Raw genomic sequence first — 21,647 nt, 5'->3', positions numbered from 1 at the left:
AATAGCTGGTTACAAATATGAATTGCCATCATCGTTATTCAGTTATACTTTCGCCTAGTAGTAAGTGATACAGGTTACCAGTCAGACTGAGTAGATTATAGTCAATTTAGCTTTGCTAGGTACATCTTATAAGGAGGAAAAAAGTATGAATAATGCAGTTATTTCTGTAAAAGGGTTAAAAAAATCCTATAAAGACAAGGTGGTCCTAAAGGGGGTAGATTTTGAGGTGCGGCGTGGAGAAATTTATGCACTGCTTGGCTCAAATGGAGCTGGTAAGACGACAACTGTTAACATCCTTTCAACGCAGATGAAACCGGATGGCGGTGAAGTTGGTATTTGCGGCTTTGACGTCCAGCGCCAACCAGATCAAGTTCGCCAAAGCATTAGCCTAACAGGGCAATTCGCAGCTTTAGATGGTATGCTCTCAGGACGGGAAAACCTGATGTTAATCGCCAAATTGCGGGGAGTTTCCAATCCTGCACAAGTCGCCGATAATCTCCTAGCAAAATTCAAACTGGCTGATGCGGCAAACCGTCGAGCAGACAAATATTCCGGTGGGATGAAGCGCAGGCTGGACATCGCCATGAGCTTGATAGGCAAGCCAGCAGTCATTTTCCTTGACGAACCGACAACAGGTCTTGATCCCGAAGCGCGGATTGAAGTCTGGGATACCGTCAAGGAGCTTGCCGGCAGCGGCACAACCATCTTGTTGACGACCCAGTACCTAGAGGAAGCCGAACAGCTTGCAGACCGTATCGCCATCCTGCATGGCGGAAAAATTATCACGACCGGTACTCTTACTGAACTTAAAGAGATGTTCCCGCCTGCAAAAATGGAGTACATCGAGAAGCAGCCGACATTGGAGGAAATTTTCCTCGCAATTATCGGCAAAAAGGAGGAAATGTAAATGAAAAGCAAAACAGGTGTATTACTAGGACGTTTAATGCGCAACATTATGCGCAGCCCGGATACGATTATCACGGTGGCAATTACACCGATTATGATGATGCTACTGTTTGTCTACGTGTTTGGCGGTGCAATCCAGACAGGTACGGAAAACTACGTCAATTATTTATTGCCGGGAATCTTGCTGATGGCTATTGCATCCGGTGTTGCTTACACTTCCCTAAGGCTATTTACGGATGTAAAGAGCGGGTTGATGGCACGTTTTATAACCATGCCCATCAAGCGCTCGTCGGTATTGTGGGCTCACGTGTTGACTTCGCTGGTTTCCAATGCGCTGACTCTTGTGGTGGTTATTCTAGTCGCACTCTTAATGGGTTTCCGTTCCAACGCTGATTTTCTACATTGGCTCGCGGTAGCGGGAATACTAGGGATGTTTACAATGGCGCTGACATGGCTGGCGGTTATTCCCGGATTGACAGCGAAGTCTATGGAAGGGGCGACAGCCTACTCATACCCGCTGATTTTCCTGCCATTTATCAGCTCAGCCTTTGTCCCCACCGAAACTATGCCCAAAATTGTGCGTGCATTCGCTGAGAATCAACCAGTGACATCCATCGTAAATGCAATTCGCGCCCTCTTGTATGAAGGGTCTGTTGGAAATAATATTTGGATCGCCCTTGCCTGGTGCGTCGGCATCATGGTCATTGCTTACTTTTTCGCGAGTAAACAATTTAAGCGTCAATTAGGGTAAGTACCATTTTGGGATTACCCATATCCAAAATTATACGTTGTGTAATGGCAGTTGCTATGGTTCGTCTTCCATCACTACCTATGAAATCGGGTACTTCACATGAGGTAGTCCTATATTCCTTGCTGGAATAGAATTCGCTGGTTATGCAGAAACTTATAAGGATATATCAATCATAATACCGTAAGACTTAGGTGATAAAACATGAAAGCAGAGACCACAGAGAGTAAAAATCTTAGTGTTGCAATAGATAAAATGCAAGAGGGGTTGGAAAGTGTTATTGAATTATACAACTCGATTGAAGACGATACACCAATAATTAATCTTGATAAAGAAGTAATGGAGGACCTCGAAAAGGCAAAACGCATATTCGGAGAGGATTATGTAAGCAAAAAAATTAATACCATTCTTCGAGAAGTGTTAACGTGGTTGGATTTAGATTCATTTGAGGTTGAACAGGAAGAATAAAGGAACTATACTTCCTACACAATTGGATTCATAAGTTCAATAAAAATAATCAGTATTTTAAAATAATTGGAAAAACCGTCATTTTGATCTGCTTTTTTCAAAATAACGGTTTTTTTATGCATTTATCTAGAGGAGGCGTTTATATGATCCTTTTAATAAACAGTAGGACTCAAGGCTGAAATATAGACCCAAGATGTATAGAAAGAATAGTTAGTTACCTATTCCTCATTCAGTTGATTTAAAGACCGCTGACTCTGTGATATCTAACCCCTCTTCATTGTGACTAACGGCTCTTGATATGTAATGCTTTACTTTCCTTAATACCAACAAAAAAATGGGGCTGCCTAATATTACTTGGCAGCTCCCATTTTTTATTCGCTTACTGCTATCCAATGAAATAAGTTTCGCCATGGATATCGCTTTGATTTTTTTATTGCTGATAATGTTCACTATATTATCTATTGTTGATCTACAGGGATTACTGCATCTCTTAATTCCTTTTCTAAGTCAGCTTTATATTCTGCTGTTTGATCCGGTGTCCAATTAAAAATCGCTTCCATCCTATCAATGACAGGATCTTTCCACTGTTTGGCCCATCCAATATTAAAGAAAACGGAACCTGTGCGGCGAATAAAGAAGTCTACAGGTTTTACTACCATTTCATGTTCAATTCCATACATAAGCAGTGCATATACAAATGGGGTTAAATCCTTTTGTTCTAATTCCTTATATTTCTTAGCATACTGAAACAAATAGTCTACATTTGTTCCATATTTACTAGCAAGTATGCGACCTTCGTCTTCCTTTAATCCATATGAGACCGCTTCTTTAGATTTATGATCAACAAATAATTGATACTTTTCAGAACCTCCAAAATCCCCTCCTGAAATAGGTAAATGAATGGTTTGGCAGGATTTATAGTTTTTTTGGTGAGCTGAAGACAACTCTTTTGAAACAAGGTTAACCACATTTTCAGCCATTTTACGGTATCCTGTCAATTTACCGCCGGCAATTGTAATCAATCCACTATCGGATTCCCATATTTCATCTTTTCTAGATATTTCTGAAGGGTCTTTTCCTTGTTCATAGATAAGTGGCCTGACACCTGCCCAACTAGATTCAACATCTTCCTGAGCAATTTTAACCTTTGGAAACATATAGTTAATGGCTTTAATCACATAGTCACGATCAGATGATAGCATCTTAGGATGTGTTATATCTTTGTCAAAAAAAGTATCTGTTGTTCCGACATATGTTTTGCCATCACGTGGAATCGCAAAAATCATTCTTCCATCCGGAGTATCGAAATACACTGCTTGCCTTAATGGGAATACGGATTGGTCGAAAACAAGATGGATGCCTTTTGTTAGTCTGAGTTGTTTATTATTTTTGGAGTAATCTTTTCCACGCACTTGATCCACCCATGGACCTGCAGCATTCACAACTTTCTCGGCAAATATTTCATACGTTTTATCCGTTTGTACATCACGTACATTAGCACCTATTATTTTTCTGTCATTATTGTAGATGAAGTTTTCACTTTTTGTATAATTTACAACATGTGCACCATGAGCTACGGCTGCTTTCATAACTTCAATTGTTAATCTTGCATCATCCGTACGATATTCCACATAATACCCTCCACCTTTTAATCCCTCTTTTTTAATAAGTGGCTCTTTATTTAGTGTTTCCTCAGCAGATAGCATAGTACGACGCTCTGATTTCTTAACTTGGGCTAAAAAGTCATACACTTTGAGACCAATGGAAGTGGTAAAAGCACCAAATGTTCCGCCTTGATGGAAAGGAAGAAGCATCCATTCAGGTGTGGTGACATGTGGTCCATTCTCATAAACAATTGCCCGCTCACGACCAACTTCTTTTACTACATTTATTTCGAATTGTTTTAAATAACGCAATCCACCATGGACAAGTTTTGTAGATCGGCTGGATGTTCCGGCAGCAAAATCCTGCATTTCTACTAATGCTACTTTCATTCCGCGTGTAACGGCATCTAATGCGATACCTGCACCAGTAATTCCACCGCCAATAATAAGAAGATCGTATTTATTTTTTGTCATTTGTTCTAGCAATTCAGTCCGATTGATTCCTGTGAAGTTATTTTTCAATTGAATCATCTCCCCATAATATAAATTATCCATATATAGTTGATTGATTATATTCTTTTATACAGTGATAAACAAAAAGAGACCACTACAGGCATAATAGTGCAACACTAAAATGCTGTATGGTCTCTCTTAGTCTCCTACCGTATATTAACTTATCTTCATACTATCACAACTTTTTTATTGTTGCCAGCCTTTTTTAAAACGCTTTATTCCATTTATAAGAAGTTTGATCGAAGTAGTAACATTACTCTGGCAAACTATAATAATAACAAAATCTCGCCAATACTGAAGTGGTATATGTCAAAATGTCGGTCGGTTTTAAATATTCAACATCAACGTCTAAAACAGAGACCTAAAAAAATATTGACAACGTTTACAATGTAAATTAATATTTAAATAAGTTAATAGTGTGATGGAGAAATTGAGACCCACATTTTTTGATATGTATGCTTTTGATAAGTATACATTTAAAAATTGTGGGTCTTTTTGCTTTCCATTGTAATAAACATATAAGGTGAAAAATGGTAGTGAAGGTGGGAGAAGAATGTCGGAATTTTTAGGTGAATTAGTTGGAACGATGATTTTGATTATTTTCGGAGGTGGCGTTGTTGGTGGTGTTGTCTTAAAAAAGACAAAAGCGGAAGGATCAGGCTGGATTGTAATTACCATCGGATGGGGTCTTGCGGTTACGATGGGAGCATATGCTGTAGGGAGTATATCTGGTGCACATTTGAATCCAGCTGTTACTCTAGCCTTTGCTGCAATTGGCAAATTTCCGTGGGCTAAGGTTCCTGTGTATATAGCCGCCCAAATAATTGGTGCTATTATCGGTGCTATTATTGTATTTTTCTTATATTTACCTCATTGGAGAGAAACAGAAGATAAGGTTGCTAAGTTGGCAGTGTTCGCCACAGATCCTGCCATAAGGAGTCCGCTTGCTAACTTAATTAGTGAAATGATTGGAACTTTTATACTTATTATGGGTTTGTTATTTATTGGTGCAAATCGTTTTACGGAGGGACTAAATCCAGCGATTGTAGGATTATTAATCACAGCAATTGGTTTATCGTTAGGGTCGACAACTGGGTATGCAATTAATCCCGCACGTGACTTAGGGCCAAGAATAGCGCATGCTTTTCTCCCTATTGCTGGTAAAGGAAGTTCTGATTGGGGATATGCATGGATTCCTATTTTAGGGCCTATAATCGGAGGAGTTTATGGTGCTTTGTTTTATCAGGCAATTTTTAAAGGCGATTTTTCCATTGGATTTTGGATTGTAAGTATAATAGTTGTCATTATCTTTGTTGCTGCGGCTTCAAAGGAAATTAAAAAAGGGATTAATTAAGGAGGAGAATGATATGAAACAATATATACTATCAATTGATCAAGGGACAACTAGCTCTCGAGCTATTCTTTTTAATCATGCGGGTGAAATCGTTGAGACGGCGCAAAGAGAATTTGAACAGTTTTTTCCAGAACCGGGCTGGGTAGAGCATGATGCAAATGAGATTTGGACATCTGTTCTTGCTTGTATAGCGGAAGTATTAAGAAAGGCGGATGTTAATCCTAATCAAGTAGCAGGAATTGGAATTACGAATCAACGTGAAACAACTGTTGTATGGGATAAAACTACAGGAAAACCGATTTATAAAGCCATCGTATGGCAATCCCGACAAACGGAAGAGATTTGTAAGGAACTACGTGAAAATGGTTATAGTGATTTATTTAGAGACAAAACGGGACTCCTCATCGATCCATATTTTTCAGGCACGAAGGTAAAATGGATACTTGATCATGTTGAAGGAGCAAGGGAGAAAGCAGAAAAAGGAGAACTTCTTTTTGGTACAATTGATACATGGCTTGTCTATAAACTTTCAGGTGGTAAGAGACATGTAACCGATTATTCGAATGCGTCACGTACACTTATGTACAATATTTATGAATTAACATGGGATGAAGAGTTGTTGAAAATATTAGGTGTACCGAAAAGTATGCTCCCTGAAGTATGTCAATCTTCAGAAGTTTATGCAAAGACAGTAGACTATCATTTCTTTGGTCATGAAGTACCAATCGCTGGTATAGCTGGGGATCAGCAAGCCGCATTATTTGGGCAGGCATGTTTTGAAAAAGGAATGGCAAAAAATACTTATGGTACCGGTTGCTTCATGTTAATGAATACTGGCGAAAAAGCAGTAAAATCTGAGAATGGATTACTGACAACCCTAGCATGGGGTGTTGATGGCAAAGTAGAATACGCATTGGAGGGCAGTGTGTTTGTAGCAGGTTCGGCAATTCAATGGCTGCGGGATGGTTTGCGAATGCTAAAAAATGCACCTGAGAGTGAGAGTTACGCAACTAAGGTGGATTCAACGGATGGTGTTTATATAGTTCCTGCGTTCGTAGGTCTTGGCACACCTTACTGGGATAGTGATGCGCGTGGCGCAGTATTCGGGCTTACTAGAGGAACAACTAAAGAACATCTCATTCGTGCAACACTAGAGTCTTTAGCCTATCAAACAAAAGATGTGTTAGACGCAATGGTATCTGATTCCGAATTAGATCTTAAGTCACTTCGAGTCGATGGTGGAGCAGTTAAGAATAATTTCCTTATGCAATTCCAAAGTGATATTCTTGGTGTTCCAGTTGATCGTCCAGTGGTAAGTGAAACTACAGCATTAGGTGCTGCATATCTCGCAGGTTTAGCTGTGGGCTACTGGAATGATAAACAAGAAATCGCAAAACAATGGAAAAAGGAAAAAACCTTTACAAAACAGCTGGATGATGACCGGAGTAAAAAGCTATATGAGGGATGGAAAAAAGCAGTCGCTGCAACAAGAATGTTTAAATAATAATTAGCAATTTAAAATTAAAAAAGATCCATAACATCCGCTTTATAATGCATGTTATGGATCTTTTTATTAGCAAATATTAAATAAAGTATAAATAATTCATGATGAAAGTATTCTTGGATTTTATTTAAAATGATCCCAAATGTCCACTTTAGAAGTGGTAATCCCTTTGGCACCAGCAGATAAAGCATTCTCGACTTCCTCAATATTACGAATTAATCCACCGGCAAGTATTTTAGTTTGCGTTCTTTCTTTTATTTCCGCAATCATGGAAGGAATCGCTCCTGGTATAACTTCAATAAAATCAGGTTTCGTTTTTTCTACCAATTGAAGGCTTTTGTCAACAGCATGAGAGTCAAGCAAAAATATTCTTTGAATCGACATAACGCCTTTCTTTTGAGCTGTATAAATTACATTTGATTTTGTTGAAATAACTCCAAAGGGTTTATATTCTTGACACAGATATTCTGTACCATAGTCATCGTTTTTTAATCCGTGTATAAGATCCACATGGTATATAATTTTTTTGTTATACTCCTCTGCCATTTTTTTTATATTAATTAGTTGTCCAATATGGGTTTCTAAAGACACACCTATTTCATAATCACTTTTTAAAAACTTTTCAAAATACTTAAATGTAGAAAATGCGGGAAATATCTTTTGCAATGTTTATACCCCTTTATTTGTTCAATATTTTTACGGTTCAATTTGATTAAAGGATAACGATGAGAAAGGAGAAAAATACTCCTGTTAATATCTCTATACTATTTATTTTGCTATCTGTTTCTTAATTCGCCCGACAAGTGGTACCACAATGATACCTGCTATAACAATTTGCATCACATTTCCTGGAATGGAGCCGAATGGCTGAATCCAGTTTCCATAGAGAATTACTTCTGCAAAATAGTATCCAACAATTTTTATAATTAACGCCAATATTACCGCAAGTGTGTTTACAAGATATCTATTGCCAGGAACCTTTTCAGAAATAAGTCCGACAACGAAGCCTATTGCACCAACGATGATAAAGGTAAACGGTGACCATATCGCCCAGCCAGATATGACATCGGAGAGACCCATTCCAAAGGCACCGGCTATAGCGCCTGTTTTTTTGCCGTATATCATAGCTGCTACAAAAAGAGGCACATTACCGAGATGGATTAGCCCCCCATTACCCATTATTGGCAGCCTTATGTTGATGAGCGCAGTGGCTACTAGGGTTAATGCTATGAAGAGCGCATTAATGACTATTGCTTTTGTTCTAGTTGTTGGTAGGAATGTTGATTTCATATGATGACCTCTTCTTTTTTTAAAAAATAATATCATACTATTAGAATCTGTTAAATAGACAAGTCAAAAACAAAACATTATCAGTATAACATGTTCCATTATGCTAAATCTTTATATATATGGAGGCTGTAAATTTATTACAATAGAACATACGTGGCAGTATAAGAATAAAAGTCTTTATAAAGGATGTTTTTCTACTCTTGTGGAAATGCATTTTTTTGTTTGGAAATCATTATAGATTGCTATGGAAGATACTGTTTTTAAGGGTTTTTCTATGTGAAGCAGGAACAGCTGCTGAGAAATATTGAAGAATACTCCTAATATGATATTGGAAGTCTTCTTTGATTTGCTTCAGCCGAGACTTGCACCGCATCTTGCTAATCTGGGGGTAGTGGAACGAGTTTCGTTATTGCACATCTACTTAATACCTTACGGGAGGCGGATAACATCTTGGTGATTAACGCTGGAGAGATTATGGAGAGCGGGTCACATGAAGAATGAATAAGCAAGAATGGATTTTATTCCAATTTATATAAAAATCAGTTGATTCAAGGGAATGCATGCTAATATTTTGTTAACTTTCACATTAATAAATTTACTATACTAAATTTTCGTGATTTAATAGGTTTAATAGAAATAAGGAGTCGATGAATTGATGGTGACTTTATTATTAACAACAGATCAAATGGCAGAGGTTGATAATTTAGTGTAGATTTTATTGAGTGACCTCTTTCATTCGTTGTAATGTATCAATACACAAAATATGGGAGGGTCTTATGAGTAACGGAAAAACAGCAGCCTTCATAGAAACTTATCAATTATTTGAAGATGATTTCATACAGCAAATTCAGTTACAACACCGTTTGGATTTAGTAGAAGCATTTGGGATACAAAAAGGGATGCGTGTACTAGAAATTGGATGTGGTCAAGGGGATACAACCGCTGCACTGGCAGATGCGGTAGGAGAGAATGGATATGTTGTCGCAATCGATATTGCAAGTCCAGACTACGGAGCACCATTAACATTGAGGCAAGCTACAGAGAGAATGAAAAATTCCTTATTGGGAAAACGCATTCGTTTTCAATTTGACATGGATTTTAAGGAATTTGAATCAAATGAACGATTCGATGCTGCAGTCTTATCTCATTGTTCCTGGTATTTTAAGAGATCGAAGGATTTACTTCAATATTTTCAAAAGCTACGTACTATGACGGAAAGAATATGTTTTGCGGAATGGGATCTCGATTTTACGAGCATGCAACAGCGTTCCCATTTTTATGCAGCTTCCATCCTAGCATTTTATTCAAATTTTGTTCATAACGATGGTAATATCCAAAATCTATTCGATAAAAAACAGGTTCAGCGACTACTTGAAGAAGCTGGGTTTGAAATTGGAAAACAATTAACGGTCAACGCAAAGTATCTACAGGACGGACAGTGGGAGAAGAGTTATGCAAATAGTATCCGCCATGAATTTTCACGCGTTTCTGAAATGATGCAAACCCTGATAAATAGCTATTACGAGTTAATGAATTCATCAGATGGAGATGAACAATCCTTAGATAGTTTCATTATATGTACAAAATAGAAGAAAACAAGAGAACTTATCATCTAAAATAAGTTCTCTTGTTTCTTTAAATAGGAGTAAAGGAGTGAGAGACATTATTAAAAATAGAATACTAGGCCGTGGGCATTTCATGTCTATTTAAACCCAACATTGGATTTTCTCATAATATATACGATAACTAAAAGGCTTCCTCCTGTTAGCAGTGAAGCTAACCAAGTAAAATGGAAGGTAGGGCCAAACTTAGGAGTGAACAAGCTTATCCCTACAATAATACCCATCGATAGCAAAGCCATAATTATAAACTTCATCATATCTTTCTTTTTATTGGCATTTTCATTAAATAAAGATTGTTGGATAATCCGAAAAATGAACCATACATCGAAAAAAACAGCAGCCAAGATAACAACAAATATAATAAGAGATGTCAGTGGATATACTGTAGTTTCTACATCTCTAAAATGTGAGGTTACTAGAATCGCAATACCTCGAATGATGAACATCCAACTCATTAGATGGAGCACGATGCCACAAAGAAAAGGAAAAACATCACGCTTTTTCCCTTTGGGAAGGTTTTGAATAATGTCATCCGCAAAACGCTTAGGATCATCGCCAAAAATATCTCGTGCCGATTTTCCATCTTTTTGCCCCTCCAGCAGGTGATCCAGCATTTCCATTAATACTTCTTCCGATTGTTGTTCAGACAAAGACAAATTAAGACGTATGTAAACCAACATATCACTATAGTATTGTTTGTTCTCGGGCGTGAGAAGCTCACGTTTTTGATTATTTTCTTCAATTAATTGTTTAGCCTTCAAGGTATATTCCTCTCCTTAAATAAAGAATTAACGGGATTCACAATTTGCTTCCATTCTAAGGCGATGGTATCAAGTGACTCTTTGCCTTGCTCGGTTAAATAGTAATACTTTCGGTTTGGACCATAATCCGATGATTGCATTTTGCCCTTAATGAGACCATTTTTTTGTAATCGTAACAAAATCGGATAAATCGTACCCTCACTCACATCACTTAGTCCTACTTCTTGAAGTTTCTTTGATAATTCATAGCCATACACGGGTTCCTTCTCGATGACTGCTAAGACACAACCATCTAATATTCCTTTTAATAATTGACTGCGTAAGGACATAGTATAGCTTCCTTTCTTATATATGCTACATACCTATCTTGCAAAACAAGATAGCAAATTAAAATGCAACTACCTTGCTTAGCAAAGTAGTTGTCACTATTTTAACCTTATTATTCCATTCCTGTCAAATTGTTTTTTACCTAGATAGAAAAAAGAGCGTGAATAACTTGAGTTCTTATAAAGGCATTTTCCTTTCTAATCAATACATACGTTATTGGTAGTTTAGTCTCAGTCTTTTAATGTGAAATTTTCATTGTTTTCAGTAAATAGATGTGATATATTAGCACTATCACTTATTAAAGAAGTTTATAAAGTTATTTAATAAGTTGAAAGTTCTTTTAGAGGTGAATCCTGTGAATGAATTATTAGCTACTCCAAAATCTCTGAAGAAGATCATTCTTCGAGGTATTCGGACTAAACTTTTGGAACTTGGAAGTGCAACCAAGCTTGAACTTAGCAATCAATTAGATATAAGTCTTCCGACAATAGGAAAGTTTCTAACACAGATGGAGAAAGATGGGGAAATTATTGTTGTCGGTTTAGATGATTCCAGCGGTGGGAGAAGAGCAAAAAGATTTGCATATAATCCTGAGCATACATTAGGACTTGCGATATTTTTAGAGAGAACAGAAACTGTGTATACCGTTTTTAACTGTATGGGGGAGATTAAAGAACAGGGAAATACCACTAGTGTATTGTTAGAGAATGGTCTTAATGGATTAACTAAGTATATGGAAAACATAATAAATTCATATCCGAAAATCAGTTCCATCGCAATTGGCGTTCCTGGTGCCGTTGACAATGGTCGGATTTTTTACATACCTGGATACGAGCAGTTTCAACATTTTGATTTAAAAGGATATTATGAGGATTATTTTTCTATACCTGTCGCAGTGGAGAACGATATGAACGCAGCTGTTCTCGGATATAAAACAAATAGAGGAATAAAGGAGAAGCAGTCACTTATATATCTGTATTTTGGGGTAAACGGTCCAGGTGCAGGAATTATGATTAATAGTGATTTGGTTCGAGGTAGCACATGTTTCTCCGGAGAGGTATCATTTGTTCCCCAATATAATAACCGAAATTTTCGGCAAGCAATGAAAAGTCGAATGGGATCTAAAAAAATAAAAATCTGTGAAGATGATGAGATAGATGCAATTAGCAGACTAGTAGCTTCTTTTGTAGCGATTATCAATCCTCATACCATTATTTTTTGTAATGATGAAGTAGATATAACAATGTTAGACAAAATCGCTATAGTTAGCTCAAAATATGTCCCCTTAGAACACATTCCTGAGCTGACAATCAGTGATTGGAAACAAGATTATTTATATGGATTACAAAGTCTGGGTCTTGAACTCATGTTGAATGGGATAAGCAAGTAAATCAAAAATCGGATAATTGGCGAGGTTTAATATGACAACATTCCTTTTAATCATCATATATTTGGCTTTTATCAGCTTAGGTTTGCCAGATTCCTTGTTAGGGGCAGCATGGCCTATTATGCAATCGGATTTGAGGGCACCACTTGAAACGGCTGGCTTCCTTTTTATGACTATTGCGGGCGGTACCATTATCTCCAGTTTGATCAGTGGTAAGGTGCTTAGAAAGTTTGGAACTGGCAAGGTCACATTTGTTAGTGTATTCATGACAGCTTGTGCTTTGCTAGGATTTCATTTTGCTCCATCGGTTATATGGTTATATGTATGTGCCATACCGCTTGGATTAGGTGCAGGGGCCGTTGATTCAGGGTTAAACGATTATGTTGCCACACATTATAAGGCACATCATATGAGTTGGTTACATTGTTTTTGGGGAGTTGGAGCTACTTTTGGACCTATCATTATGGCTCAGTTTATTTCGGTACAACATTCGTGGAGAAATGGCTATTTCGCTATTTCTGGAATTCAATTTTCGTTAGTGATCATCCTTCTTCTGACATTGCCTTTATGGAATATTGTGACAAAGGTCAACACTAATAGCAAAAAGGAAGAACCAGTTAATCATAATGAAAGGGCTAAAGACGTTAAACCTTTACAAATTAAAGGGGTTAAGCTCGCTCTAGCATCTTTCTTATTTTATTGTGGGGTTGAATCAACAGTAGGTCTTTGGGGAAGCAGCTTTTTAGTAAATATCAAAGAGTTACCTGCAGCACAGGCGGCACAGTGGGTTTCCTTATATTACGGCGGAATAACGATTGGTAGATTTATAACAGGCTTTATTACTTTTAAGATAGGCAATCGTACTCTTATTCGATTAGGGCAAATAATAGCATTAGTAGGTGCAGCATTTTTATTCCTACCACTGCCATCAATCTTTTCATTAGTAGGGTTTATTATGATTGGATTAGGGTTAGCGCCGATATTTCCGTGTATGCTGCATGAAACACCAACTCGTTTTGGCAAACAGCATTCCCAAACCATTATGGGTTATCAAATGGCAGTCGCCTATACAGGCAGTACATTTATTCCTCCGCTTCTTGGGTTCATCGCATCACATTCAACAATCGGAATCCTCCCAATTTGTATTGTTATTTTTGTTGCAGCAATGCTTCTAAGTTCGGAAAACTTAAATAGACTCATAAAAAAGAAGAGCATAATTAAGAGAAATGATACAAGTTCAACAGCGGTTTAATGGAGTGAGACTCAGTTGAAACTTAAATCTTATGATTCAATTAGTCATAGGATACATAACCGTCCCTTCAGACTAAAGGAGAAGGGATGGTTTTCTTTTATTTTCACGGGGGAAGTGATTTGTAGAAGGAGTTTTTGGACCGATTCTTACTAATTTTACTACATCAAGGTTTTGTACAAATCTTTAATTAAATGAACTGTCTTTATGAAATTTGCAAAATGTACAAGATGATTATTAAAATAATCATTATTTCCGATTACGGGATATTTTTATTTTTATAGAATAAATATCTTATGGACAGCGTGTTTTACTCCGTTCTTTGTACAAGGGGGCATATGAATGAGGCATGAACTGGATCATAGGATAATAAATTCTGCTAGTATATCATGGATTTTTGTTGTAATCACTTTAGTCATTATTTTTCTATTAGTTTTCCATATTGTTTACACACTGTGGGAGCATCAAATATTATTAAGAAAATTACGCAAGCAACATAGCAATTTGACACATTCGATACCAATGTCTCTGGGGATGAGTTCTACTATGGCTCTTTGTACCATTGTTGGTGGAATCATGATTAATCATCAAAATGTAGCCTATATTGTTGGGTTAATCACTGGTATTTTTATTAGTGGGCTAATTAGTTCCCCATTTAAAGATGGAATTGCCATACTAGATGGTATCATTGCAGGTTCAATGGGTGGACTCATGGGAGTAATGGTTGGCGTGATGATTCCGCAAATAGGTTTATACATCGTAACCATTTTTTTAATAATATTGTTCGCCATCGCATGGATTGTCATTTATCGGCATATTGTTTTGCATTATCAAATATCGTAATAAAAATGCACCTTGCTTCTTTTCTACGGGTTTTTGTTTTACAATCCATTATAATAAAATACGACCTCATTCTCTTTGAAATAAAGAGATGGGGTCGCAAAAAAATTACGATTAAGCCAATTACGATCTTTTATTATCTTAAACAGATGTAGCTCCTTGTCCACCATCTATTCTGTAATAGGATCCGCTAATAAAGGATGCTTTTTCAGAAGCTAGAAATACCATTAAATCCGCAATTTCTTCTGCAGTTGCATAGCGGTTCATCGGAACTGATGCCTCGAATGCTTTTCTGGCTTCATCCGCTTTATCACCCAATGCATTCTTCTCAATTCTTCTCATCATTTCGGTATTTACACCGGATGGAGCAACAGCATTAACGCGTACACCGTATTCTGCCATTTCAAGTGCTGCTGTTTTATTTAAACCAATGACAGCATGTTTGGAAGCAACATAAGCGCTCATTCCTGGGGCACCTAATAGACCGCCATTTGAAGCGGTATTTACAACCGCACCGCTTTTTTGCTCTTTCATTATTTGAAGAACATATTTTAAGCCAAAGAACACACCCATTACATTAACACCGAAAACATTTTTAAAGTTCTCTTCCGTTTGTTCTGTAATATTTTTGAATTCACCATTAATACCGGCATTATTGATAAAGACATCAATGCGTCCATAATGCTCTTTCGTCTTTTGAACATATTCTTTTACTTCATTTTCATTAGAAACGTTAGCAGTAAGCAATAAAATATCTTTTGCATCCACTGACTTAGCTGCTTGTTCTAGTGGTTCTCTCCTCAAATCTACTAAAGCTAGTTTTGCGCCTTCTTTCGCAAATGCTTTTGCAGCGGCAATACCAATACCTCCAGCAGCACCAGTTATTAAAACTACTTTGTTCTCAAAAAGCATATTGGTAACACTCCTTTTAATAAAGTATTATTTTTTATTTCGCTGTATATCCACCGTCAACTAGAATGGTTGTGCCAGTTACAAAGTCATTTTCAGCTAAAAAGATAACTGCATGAGCAATTTCTTCTGGTTTGCCTAGTCGGCCAATTGGATGCTTTGCTACTAAACCATCATAAAAATCACCAAGTGCTTCTTTGTTAACTAATCCTGACTCAATAAATCCTGGGCCAACGGCATTTACTCGAATATTACGATCGGCATATTCCAATGCTACAGATTTAGTCATTAAATTAATAGCACCTTTGCTTGCTGCGTACGGAATAGACGTAGGTTCACCAACTGTTCCCAAAATAGAGGAAGTGTTAATAATGGAACCGCCTCCAGTTTTGAGCATCTCGCGAAGGGCGTATTTGATGCCATAAAATACACCATCTTGGTTAACCGCTATAACTCTCTTATACTCTTCGTCCGTTAGTTGATGAGTGGGAGTTTGAACTCCGATACCTGCATTATTAAAGATTACATCTAAACGTCCAAATTGTTCTACAGTTACTGAAACAAGGTTTTCCACAGATTTTTCTTCGGCCACATTAACGGGAACAAATAAAACATTCGCATATTCTGCTTTTAATTCTTCTTCTACTTTTTTCCCTGCTTCTTTGTTGTAGTCACCAATTACAACTTTAGAACCTTTATCTAAAAAAGCTTTTGCAGTTGCCAGTCCTATACCGGATGCACCGCCTGTTACAATTACAACTTTGCCATCTAAATTTGTCATATTATATATCCTCCTTAAAGGCCAACATTATTAACTATTACATTTAAATCATATCACCGATTTTGTAGATTGTCGACAATTCAATCTACCATTTATGTACTTGTTAAATATTTCAGTAGTGTAGCCTTTTAGTAATAATGTACCTTATCTCGGGCTCACCTTTTTACCGATTGTTAATGAGACACGTCATGTTTCGATTGATGTTCTGTCCCTAATATTTTCGGCAATGGGTCTTGGTGGTGTTGTTTACATGTCTTGTGTATCTGATCATCTAGAATGGACAAGTACAACGGTTATGGCACAAATATTATCAGATTTGCAGCACTTATTTTTTTGCAATTCGTCAACGCAAGATGGAATTGTTTAACGCAATTAATCCAGAAAGTTGCTGGCACCATTGGTATAACGGTCATGGTATCCATTTTAAATGCACAACAAAACAGAATAGATATGTAACAACTATTCCGAGTGATTCGGCACAAGCAACAACTACTGAATTATTATTGATCTTATAACCATTCGTAGAGCTAGTTTTTACGAATGGTTTTTTTGTTAGAAAATCGAAAAATATTATGTTCATAATTAAGTAAAGATGGAAATCATAAAAAAAGGCAGTTATATATGACATTTAAAGGGGGCACGACAGGTTGTTTTTTCTTATTATTATCATTATCTTGTTAATCTATTTTTTGATAATCCGACCGTTAACCCAAAGAAATCGACCACAAGTATTTGAACCAAGAAGAAATAATTATAATGGGCGTCCTGATGATTATGGGCCAATCAATTCTTGGGGAGGCTCAGGATTCGGAAGATTTGGTTCCTTTGCAGGTGGATTAGCAACGGGAGCATTACTGACTTATTTATTAGAACAGGGTCGTATTGGCTTTGATCAATATCATGCAATGCAAAATTTAGAAGATCATGAGCTGTTACGAGAATTAGAAAATCAGAACATATTGCAGCAGGATGAGATTAATCAATTGCGAGAGGGAATGGATAATCCTCCTGAGGATCGTAATCAGGAGGATTGGAATCAGGATAATGACAATCGTAATGTCGACAGAGTTGATTATGATCCCAAGGATCAGCAAGATGACAATGATTTTGGTGGTTGGGATGACAATTCGGATGATAATTGGGTCTAGTTGTTAAAAATAGTATGGAAGGTTAAAGAGCTGAAGATGGATAAATCGGCAGCTCTATTTTTTATCAGCAATTCACAGGTGTATAGGTTTCACCTTTAAGCAAGTTTGCTTAAATAATGGGTTATTTGGTGTGGTGTTCATCATGTTGGATAAAATCTTTCACAATCTATAGCAGAGAATAGGGTTCTCCTGTATGTGGACAATGGGATAACCCATTAGAAGATAAAGGCTTGCATACTTCTTCTTCTGACATTTGTCTTAGGGTATTGTATAAAGATTCCCGTACAGTAATGGCTTCGAGTATAAGTTCAGATTGCGATACTCCTTTAGTAGCCCGTAAAAGGTACGAATGGGTGTTGACCGCCGGGATTGAAATAGATTAAATCATAATCATTCCAATAATTGTTTATAGTGTTTAAAGGTATAACTTCATAATTCGGATATACGTATCCCATATAAGTGTCATAATAAGGGTATGGAATGTAAGCGGGTCTGTAATAACGTAAATATAAATCCAATGCTGGATTCATGGTGTCACCTACTTTCTAAACAGAGTAACTTCGCTTATTCAGAGTATGCACATACTATGAAAAGAGTCATATAGAGAACAATGGATAAATTATTTGACATATCGAGATATCACGATATAATAATTTGTATGGAACCGATTGAAATATTCAAAGCATTATCCAATGAATCAAGGTTGCAAATTTTGCAATGGCTGAAGGAGCCTGATCGTTATTTTATACCCCATGAAGGGATTGATATGAACGTAACAGGGGTGTGTGTTAGTCAAATAACAGATAAATTAAAAATGACACAATCAACGGCTTCCCAATATCTCACCATACTGTTAAGAGCAGGTCTTATTAAGGCGGAACGAATAGGAAAGTATACGTACTACAAAAGAGATGAAGTTGCCATTAGTAAAATTGCTGACTTCCTAAAAAAAGAGATATGAAACGATTTTATTATCATAAAAATAAACATCTATGATGTTTATTTTTAACACATACATATCGACATATTTCGATTTGTATATTTTTAAATAAACATATCGTTATTTCGCAATATGTAAATTTATATAATTTAAGGAGTGAACGAATTTGTCTAACAGTTGGAAAATCTATATTTTAGCTATTATCAGCTTTTTAGTGGGAACATCAGAGTATATAATATCCGGTATTTTGGATAATATTGCTCATACACTTGGGATAACTTTAGCTGCTGCGGGTCAGCTAATAACGATTTTCTCACTCGTATATGCTATTTTCACACCAATTCTTATGGCTTTGACTGCAAGTATGGATAGACGAAAATTAATGCTTTTTTCTCTGGGACTATTTATTATAGGGAATATTTTAGCGTCTATTTTGCCTGGTTATAAATGGTTTATTGTTGCACGAGTAATCATGGCGCTTGGAGCAGGTATGGTAGTTGTGAATGCATTAACTATTGCAGCCAAGATTGCTTCAGTGGGTAAGCAGGCGAGTGCCATTGCTACCGTAGTCATGGGGTTTACAGCGTCACTCATTATTGGTGTTCCTCTTGGAAGAGTAGCAGCTGAAGCATTTGGCTGGAAGTCTGTATTTGGGGGAATTGCTTTATTAGGAATAGTAGCAATGCTGGTTATCTTCTTTACGCTTCCATATACTAAGGGGGATAAACCGATACCGTTATCTCAGCAGTTGTCGCTTTTCAGGAGGCCAAAAGTGTTGATTGGATTATCCATCACTTTTTTCTGGCTCGGAGGATATTCTATCGCTTATACTTATCTCTCTCCGTACCTGCTTAATGTTTCAGGAGTAAGTGAAAATCTGCTTAGTGGAGTGCTACTCATATTCGGGATAGCTAGTTTAGTTGGATCGAAGTTCGGTGGATATAGCACTGACCGCTGGGGTGTATCCTTTACGTTGGTTGGTGGTATGGCAATACACATTATTATGCTCATTTTGTTGTCATTCGTAACGCATTCCTTATTTGGGGTATTAGTTATACTAATATTATGGTCATTTGCGGCATGGTCAACTGGTCCGACACAACAATTTCATTTAGCCACTATTGAACCAGAATTATCAGGTGTATTGCTGGGCTTTAATCAATCCATCATGCAATTAGCAATGGCAGTCGGTGCAGGAGTTGGGGGTATATTTGTAGAGAAAGTATCACTGACCTCTATTACTTGGTTTGGTGCATTGGGGGTTTTAATTGCAATTGTCGCTTCGTTGATTGCTTCCAGTTCAAATTCTAAACAAAAACTCATTGATATAAAAAATAAACCTGTTATCCGGAACAAGTAGGATCCTTTGTCTATTGAACAGAGAACCAGTAGTAATATTGATTAGAATAAAAATATAATGATGTAAAAATACAAATAGACGCTATTCAATAAAAAGAATGCGTCTTCTTTTTATGTGACATTCCTTTATTTTAAGGACGTTTGATATTTCCTTTAACATTTAAAAAACATTGTTAGCAGTTTTTCCTATATATAGAAGGTGTGCAGAAACAATCGTAAATAAAAAAAGAATGAGAAATGAACAGCAATAGGAGTATCATGGTGAGTGCAGTAATATTGATTTAGATGAAAACTGTTTATTAATGGACAATATGACAGGTTCGAAAAAGTGTTAAGTCCTGTTTCAAAGGAAATATGAGTAACTGGAATTTTAAAATGAGATAATCATGGGCACGTATACGAAGCATAAGGTGTATCTACAATAGTGGATGAATATAAAATTACAGATATATTATAGCAAGAATTACTTCATGACTATATTGGTACATTTAAATATCATTGTGTTCCTTTTCGTAATCGCATTAATATAATTAAAAAGTATGAATATGAATTTAGGCATCATTACAACGGAAAAGGACAATTTCAGAAGAATAACTAAGGGCCCTTGCAATTAAGAAATATTTTGAAGTTACTTTGGTCTCAAAGTGGGAAGGGATAAAGAAACCGGATATACATATTATTAAGAGAGCTTTAGCAATGTTGAATGCTTCACCACAGGAAATTATATTTATCGGGGACCATTTAGAACACGACGTGATTGTAGTGGAGAATCCCGGGATAATGCAGTTTAGAAAAGAAGCAATAGAGAGGAAGATTTAGGAGCAGATATCTCTATTCTTGATCTAGCTAAGCTTCCAGGTATGCATATAATGATTGAAATTTGATGGAGAACCTATAACATCACTGTATCATGTGAAAAATAAAATTAGATCATTGAATAATGAATGAAATTGGAGATCCTTTGGAACTCGCTGCTATTGTTTTGTTCCTTAAATCCGAAATTATACTCTGACCCTTGTGTGTTCATGAAACTTTTTAATAACTGGCACGTATGAATTATAGGTGAACCAACGAGTGGTATAAAGTTAAGTAAATTTCATAACCATAAAGGATTCATGTTGCATTATTTTTACACAATTTCTTTTGAGTGTGATAAATACGATAAGTTCTTTTTTATATAAAGAGAAAGGGAGGATCTGTATATGGATGAAAAGGGTCGGACAACAAACAGCAAGTCAGTAATCTCTTTAACGCTTGGAATACTTTCGATTGTAATACCTTTTATTGGAGTAGTACTTGGTGTTATCGGAATAATATATTCAAGAATAGGAATAAAAGAAATCGAGGAAACAAATGAAAATGGAAGGGGACTTGCAACATCAGGGTTTATATGTAGTATTATCGGAATCATCATTCATCTACTCTGGATTTTGTTTATTATTCTTTCTATCTATATGTTTACCAATGTAGAGTTTGAAGTAATGGATATTCTACAAAAAAATTAGTTTATATAAATTGAATAAAAATAGTATGGTTATTCTAGTAGTAATAGGAATAATCTTTTTTTGTTTACAGGAATTAAATGCGTGTCATTTGATGGTAGTGAAAAGTTATCTAAAAAACTATTGACCTTATGAAAAAATAATAGTAATATAATAAAGTCGCTAAGAGAGAGCGATTAATTAAAACCTTAACAACTTTAAAAAGTTGTTGACAAAATGGTTTGATGTAAGTATAATTAATATCTGTCGCTGATACGAAAAAGTTATTTTAAAAAAGTATTTGACAGTAAAGATTTAAATGTGATAAGATATAAACCTGTCACAAAAAAATAGTTCTTTGAAAACTAAACAAAAACAAAAACGTCAACGTTAATTCTTGTCTTTGAATTTAAAAGACATTTTATATGAGCTATATCAAACACTTTTTTGGAGAGT

General features: G+C 36.3%; 21 protein-coding genes and 1 pseudogene. 14 read left to right on the top strand and 8 right to left on the bottom strand.

Translation table 11 applies throughout. The features are described from left to right. Nucleotides 1-145 precede the first annotated feature (145 nt). From CWO92_RS17775 to CWO92_RS17765, 3 genes are all read left to right on the top strand, one after another. Nucleotides 146-907, top strand: a complete 762-nt coding sequence (locus CWO92_RS17775) for an ABC transporter ATP-binding protein (RefSeq protein ID WP_101355557.1) — start codon at nt 146-148, stop codon at nt 905-907. Further along, nucleotides 908-1,657, top strand: coding sequence for an ABC transporter permease (locus tag CWO92_RS17770; protein ID WP_101355556.1), 750 nt, complete (start codon nt 908-910; stop codon nt 1,655-1,657). Nucleotides 1,658-1,858: 201 nt separating this feature from the next. Beyond that, the gene (locus CWO92_RS17765; RefSeq protein WP_101355555.1) at nt 1,859-2,122 is read left to right on the top strand and encodes an atypical membrane-integrating protein (Mistic protein); all 264 of its coding nucleotides are present in this window, start codon (nt 1,859-1,861) and stop codon (nt 2,120-2,122) included. A 458-nt stretch (nt 2,123-2,580) separates the two neighbouring features. Here CWO92_RS17765 and CWO92_RS17760 read toward each other — a convergent pair whose 3' ends face one another. Further along, on the bottom strand, nt 2,581-4,257 hold the full coding sequence (locus CWO92_RS17760; protein WP_101355554.1) for a glycerol-3-phosphate dehydrogenase/oxidase: 1,677 nt from the start codon (nt 4,255-4,257) through the stop codon (nt 2,581-2,583). A 535-nt stretch (nt 4,258-4,792) separates the two neighbouring features. Here CWO92_RS17760 and CWO92_RS17755 point away from each other — a divergent pair. Both CWO92_RS17755 and glpK read left to right on the top strand, forming a co-directional pair. After that, on the top strand, nt 4,793-5,593 hold the full coding sequence (locus CWO92_RS17755; protein WP_101355553.1) for an MIP/aquaporin family protein: 801 nt from the start codon (nt 4,793-4,795) through the stop codon (nt 5,591-5,593). A 13-nt stretch (nt 5,594-5,606) separates the two neighbouring features. Next, on the top strand, nt 5,607-7,097 hold the full coding sequence (gene glpK, locus CWO92_RS17750; protein WP_101355552.1) for a glycerol kinase GlpK: 1,491 nt from the start codon (nt 5,607-5,609) through the stop codon (nt 7,095-7,097). A 123-nt stretch (nt 7,098-7,220) separates the two neighbouring features. Here glpK and CWO92_RS17745 read toward each other — a convergent pair whose 3' ends face one another. Together CWO92_RS17745 and CWO92_RS17740 are read right to left on the bottom strand one after the other, a co-directional pair. Further along, entirely contained in the window at nt 7,221-7,763 is a 543-nt protein-coding gene (locus CWO92_RS17745) for a glycerol-3-phosphate responsive antiterminator (protein ID WP_101355551.1), read from the bottom strand. Between the two features lie 102 nt (nt 7,764-7,865). Beyond that, nucleotides 7,866-8,387: an ECF transporter S component gene (locus CWO92_RS17740; RefSeq protein ID WP_101355550.1), complete on the bottom strand. Its 522-nt coding sequence runs from the start codon at nt 8,385-8,387 to the stop codon at nt 7,866-7,868. 776 nt (nt 8,388-9,163) lie between these two features. Here CWO92_RS17740 and CWO92_RS17735 point away from each other — a divergent pair. After that, entirely contained in the window at nt 9,164-9,976 is an 813-nt protein-coding gene (locus tag CWO92_RS17735) for an SAM-dependent methyltransferase (protein WP_101355549.1), read from the top strand. Nucleotides 9,977-10,089: 113 nt separating this feature from the next. Here the strand turns inward: CWO92_RS17735 and CWO92_RS17730 are convergent, their stop codons facing one another. Further along, complete coding sequence (locus CWO92_RS17730; RefSeq protein WP_101355548.1) at nt 10,090-10,770, bottom strand: DUF1129 family protein; 681 nt, start codon at nt 10,768-10,770, stop codon at nt 10,090-10,092. Then, nucleotides 10,767-11,099 carry a PadR family transcriptional regulator gene (locus CWO92_RS17725; RefSeq protein ID WP_101355547.1) on the bottom strand — a complete coding sequence of 111 codons (333 nt, stop codon included), beginning with the start codon at nt 11,097-11,099 and terminating at the stop codon, nt 10,767-10,769. The genes CWO92_RS17730 and CWO92_RS17725 overlap by 4 nt, the downstream gene beginning before the upstream one ends. Nucleotides 11,100-11,452: 353 nt before the next feature. Here CWO92_RS17725 and CWO92_RS17720 point away from each other — a divergent pair, with 353 nt between their 5' ends. The 3 genes from CWO92_RS17720 (at nt 11,453) to CWO92_RS25500 (ending at nt 14,576) form a co-directional block, all read left to right on the top strand. Next, complete coding sequence (locus CWO92_RS17720; protein ID WP_101355546.1) at nt 11,453-12,487, top strand: ROK family protein; 1,035 nt, start codon at nt 11,453-11,455, stop codon at nt 12,485-12,487. A 31-nt stretch (nt 12,488-12,518) separates the two neighbouring features. Continuing rightward, nucleotides 12,519-13,736, top strand: a complete 1,218-nt coding sequence (locus CWO92_RS17715; protein ID WP_101355545.1) for an MFS transporter — start codon at nt 12,519-12,521, stop codon at nt 13,734-13,736. Between the two features lie 339 nt (nt 13,737-14,075). Then, nucleotides 14,076-14,576, top strand: coding sequence for a hypothetical protein (locus CWO92_RS25500; protein ID WP_165786703.1), 501 nt, complete (start codon nt 14,076-14,078; stop codon nt 14,574-14,576). A 138-nt stretch (nt 14,577-14,714) separates the two neighbouring features. Here the strand turns inward: CWO92_RS25500 and CWO92_RS17705 are convergent, their stop codons facing one another. Together CWO92_RS17705 and CWO92_RS17700 are read right to left on the bottom strand one after the other, a co-directional pair. Continuing rightward, a complete protein-coding gene (locus tag CWO92_RS17705) occupies nt 14,715-15,485 on the bottom strand; it encodes an SDR family NAD(P)-dependent oxidoreductase (protein WP_101355544.1) in 771 nt (256 codons plus the stop codon). Between the two features lie 34 nt (nt 15,486-15,519). Next, on the bottom strand, nt 15,520-16,263 hold the full coding sequence (locus CWO92_RS17700; RefSeq protein WP_101355543.1) for an SDR family NAD(P)-dependent oxidoreductase: 744 nt from the start codon (nt 16,261-16,263) through the stop codon (nt 15,520-15,522). A gap of 647 nt (nt 16,264-16,910) precedes the next feature. Between CWO92_RS17700 and CWO92_RS17695 the strand changes: the two genes are divergently transcribed. Further along, complete coding sequence (locus CWO92_RS17695; RefSeq protein WP_101355542.1) at nt 16,911-17,411, top strand: hypothetical protein; 501 nt, start codon at nt 16,911-16,913, stop codon at nt 17,409-17,411. A 326-nt stretch (nt 17,412-17,737) separates the two neighbouring features. On the opposite strand, the gene CWO92_RS25125 is transcribed toward CWO92_RS17695, so the two are convergent. Continuing rightward, nucleotides 17,738-17,941, bottom strand: coding sequence for a hypothetical protein (locus tag CWO92_RS25125; RefSeq protein ID WP_133120578.1), 204 nt, complete (start codon nt 17,939-17,941; stop codon nt 17,738-17,740). A 128-nt stretch (nt 17,942-18,069) separates the two neighbouring features. On the opposite strand from CWO92_RS25125, the gene CWO92_RS17690 reads away from it, so the two are divergent. The 4 genes and pseudogenes from CWO92_RS17690 to CWO92_RS17675 all read left to right on the top strand — a co-directional run bounded on the left by CWO92_RS17690 (nt 18,070) and on the right by CWO92_RS17675 (nt 21,215). Further along, nucleotides 18,070-18,372: an ArsR/SmtB family transcription factor gene (locus CWO92_RS17690; protein ID WP_101355633.1), complete on the top strand. Its 303-nt coding sequence runs from the start codon at nt 18,070-18,072 to the stop codon at nt 18,370-18,372. A 145-nt stretch (nt 18,373-18,517) separates the two neighbouring features. Continuing rightward, a complete protein-coding gene (locus CWO92_RS17685; protein ID WP_101355541.1) occupies nt 18,518-19,711 on the top strand; it encodes an MFS transporter in 1,194 nt (397 codons plus the stop codon). Nucleotides 19,712-20,316: 605 nt separating this feature from the next. Continuing rightward, nucleotides 20,317-20,529: pseudogene (locus CWO92_RS26590) on the top strand (HAD family hydrolase); the annotation flags it as partial. Between the two features lie 383 nt (nt 20,530-20,912). Continuing rightward, entirely contained in the window at nt 20,913-21,215 is a 303-nt protein-coding gene (locus CWO92_RS17675) for a DUF4190 domain-containing protein (RefSeq protein ID WP_101355539.1), read from the top strand. The last annotated feature ends 432 nt before the right edge of the window (nt 21,216-21,647 follow it).

Source organism: Heyndrickxia camelliae (genome assembly GCF_002844575.1).
Classification (GTDB): Bacteria; Bacillota; Bacilli; order Bacillales; family Bacillaceae_C; genus Margalitia; species Margalitia camelliae.
The sequence above is the reverse complement of the archived record's forward strand: the minus strand, read 5'-3'. Positions and strand labels throughout refer to the sequence as shown.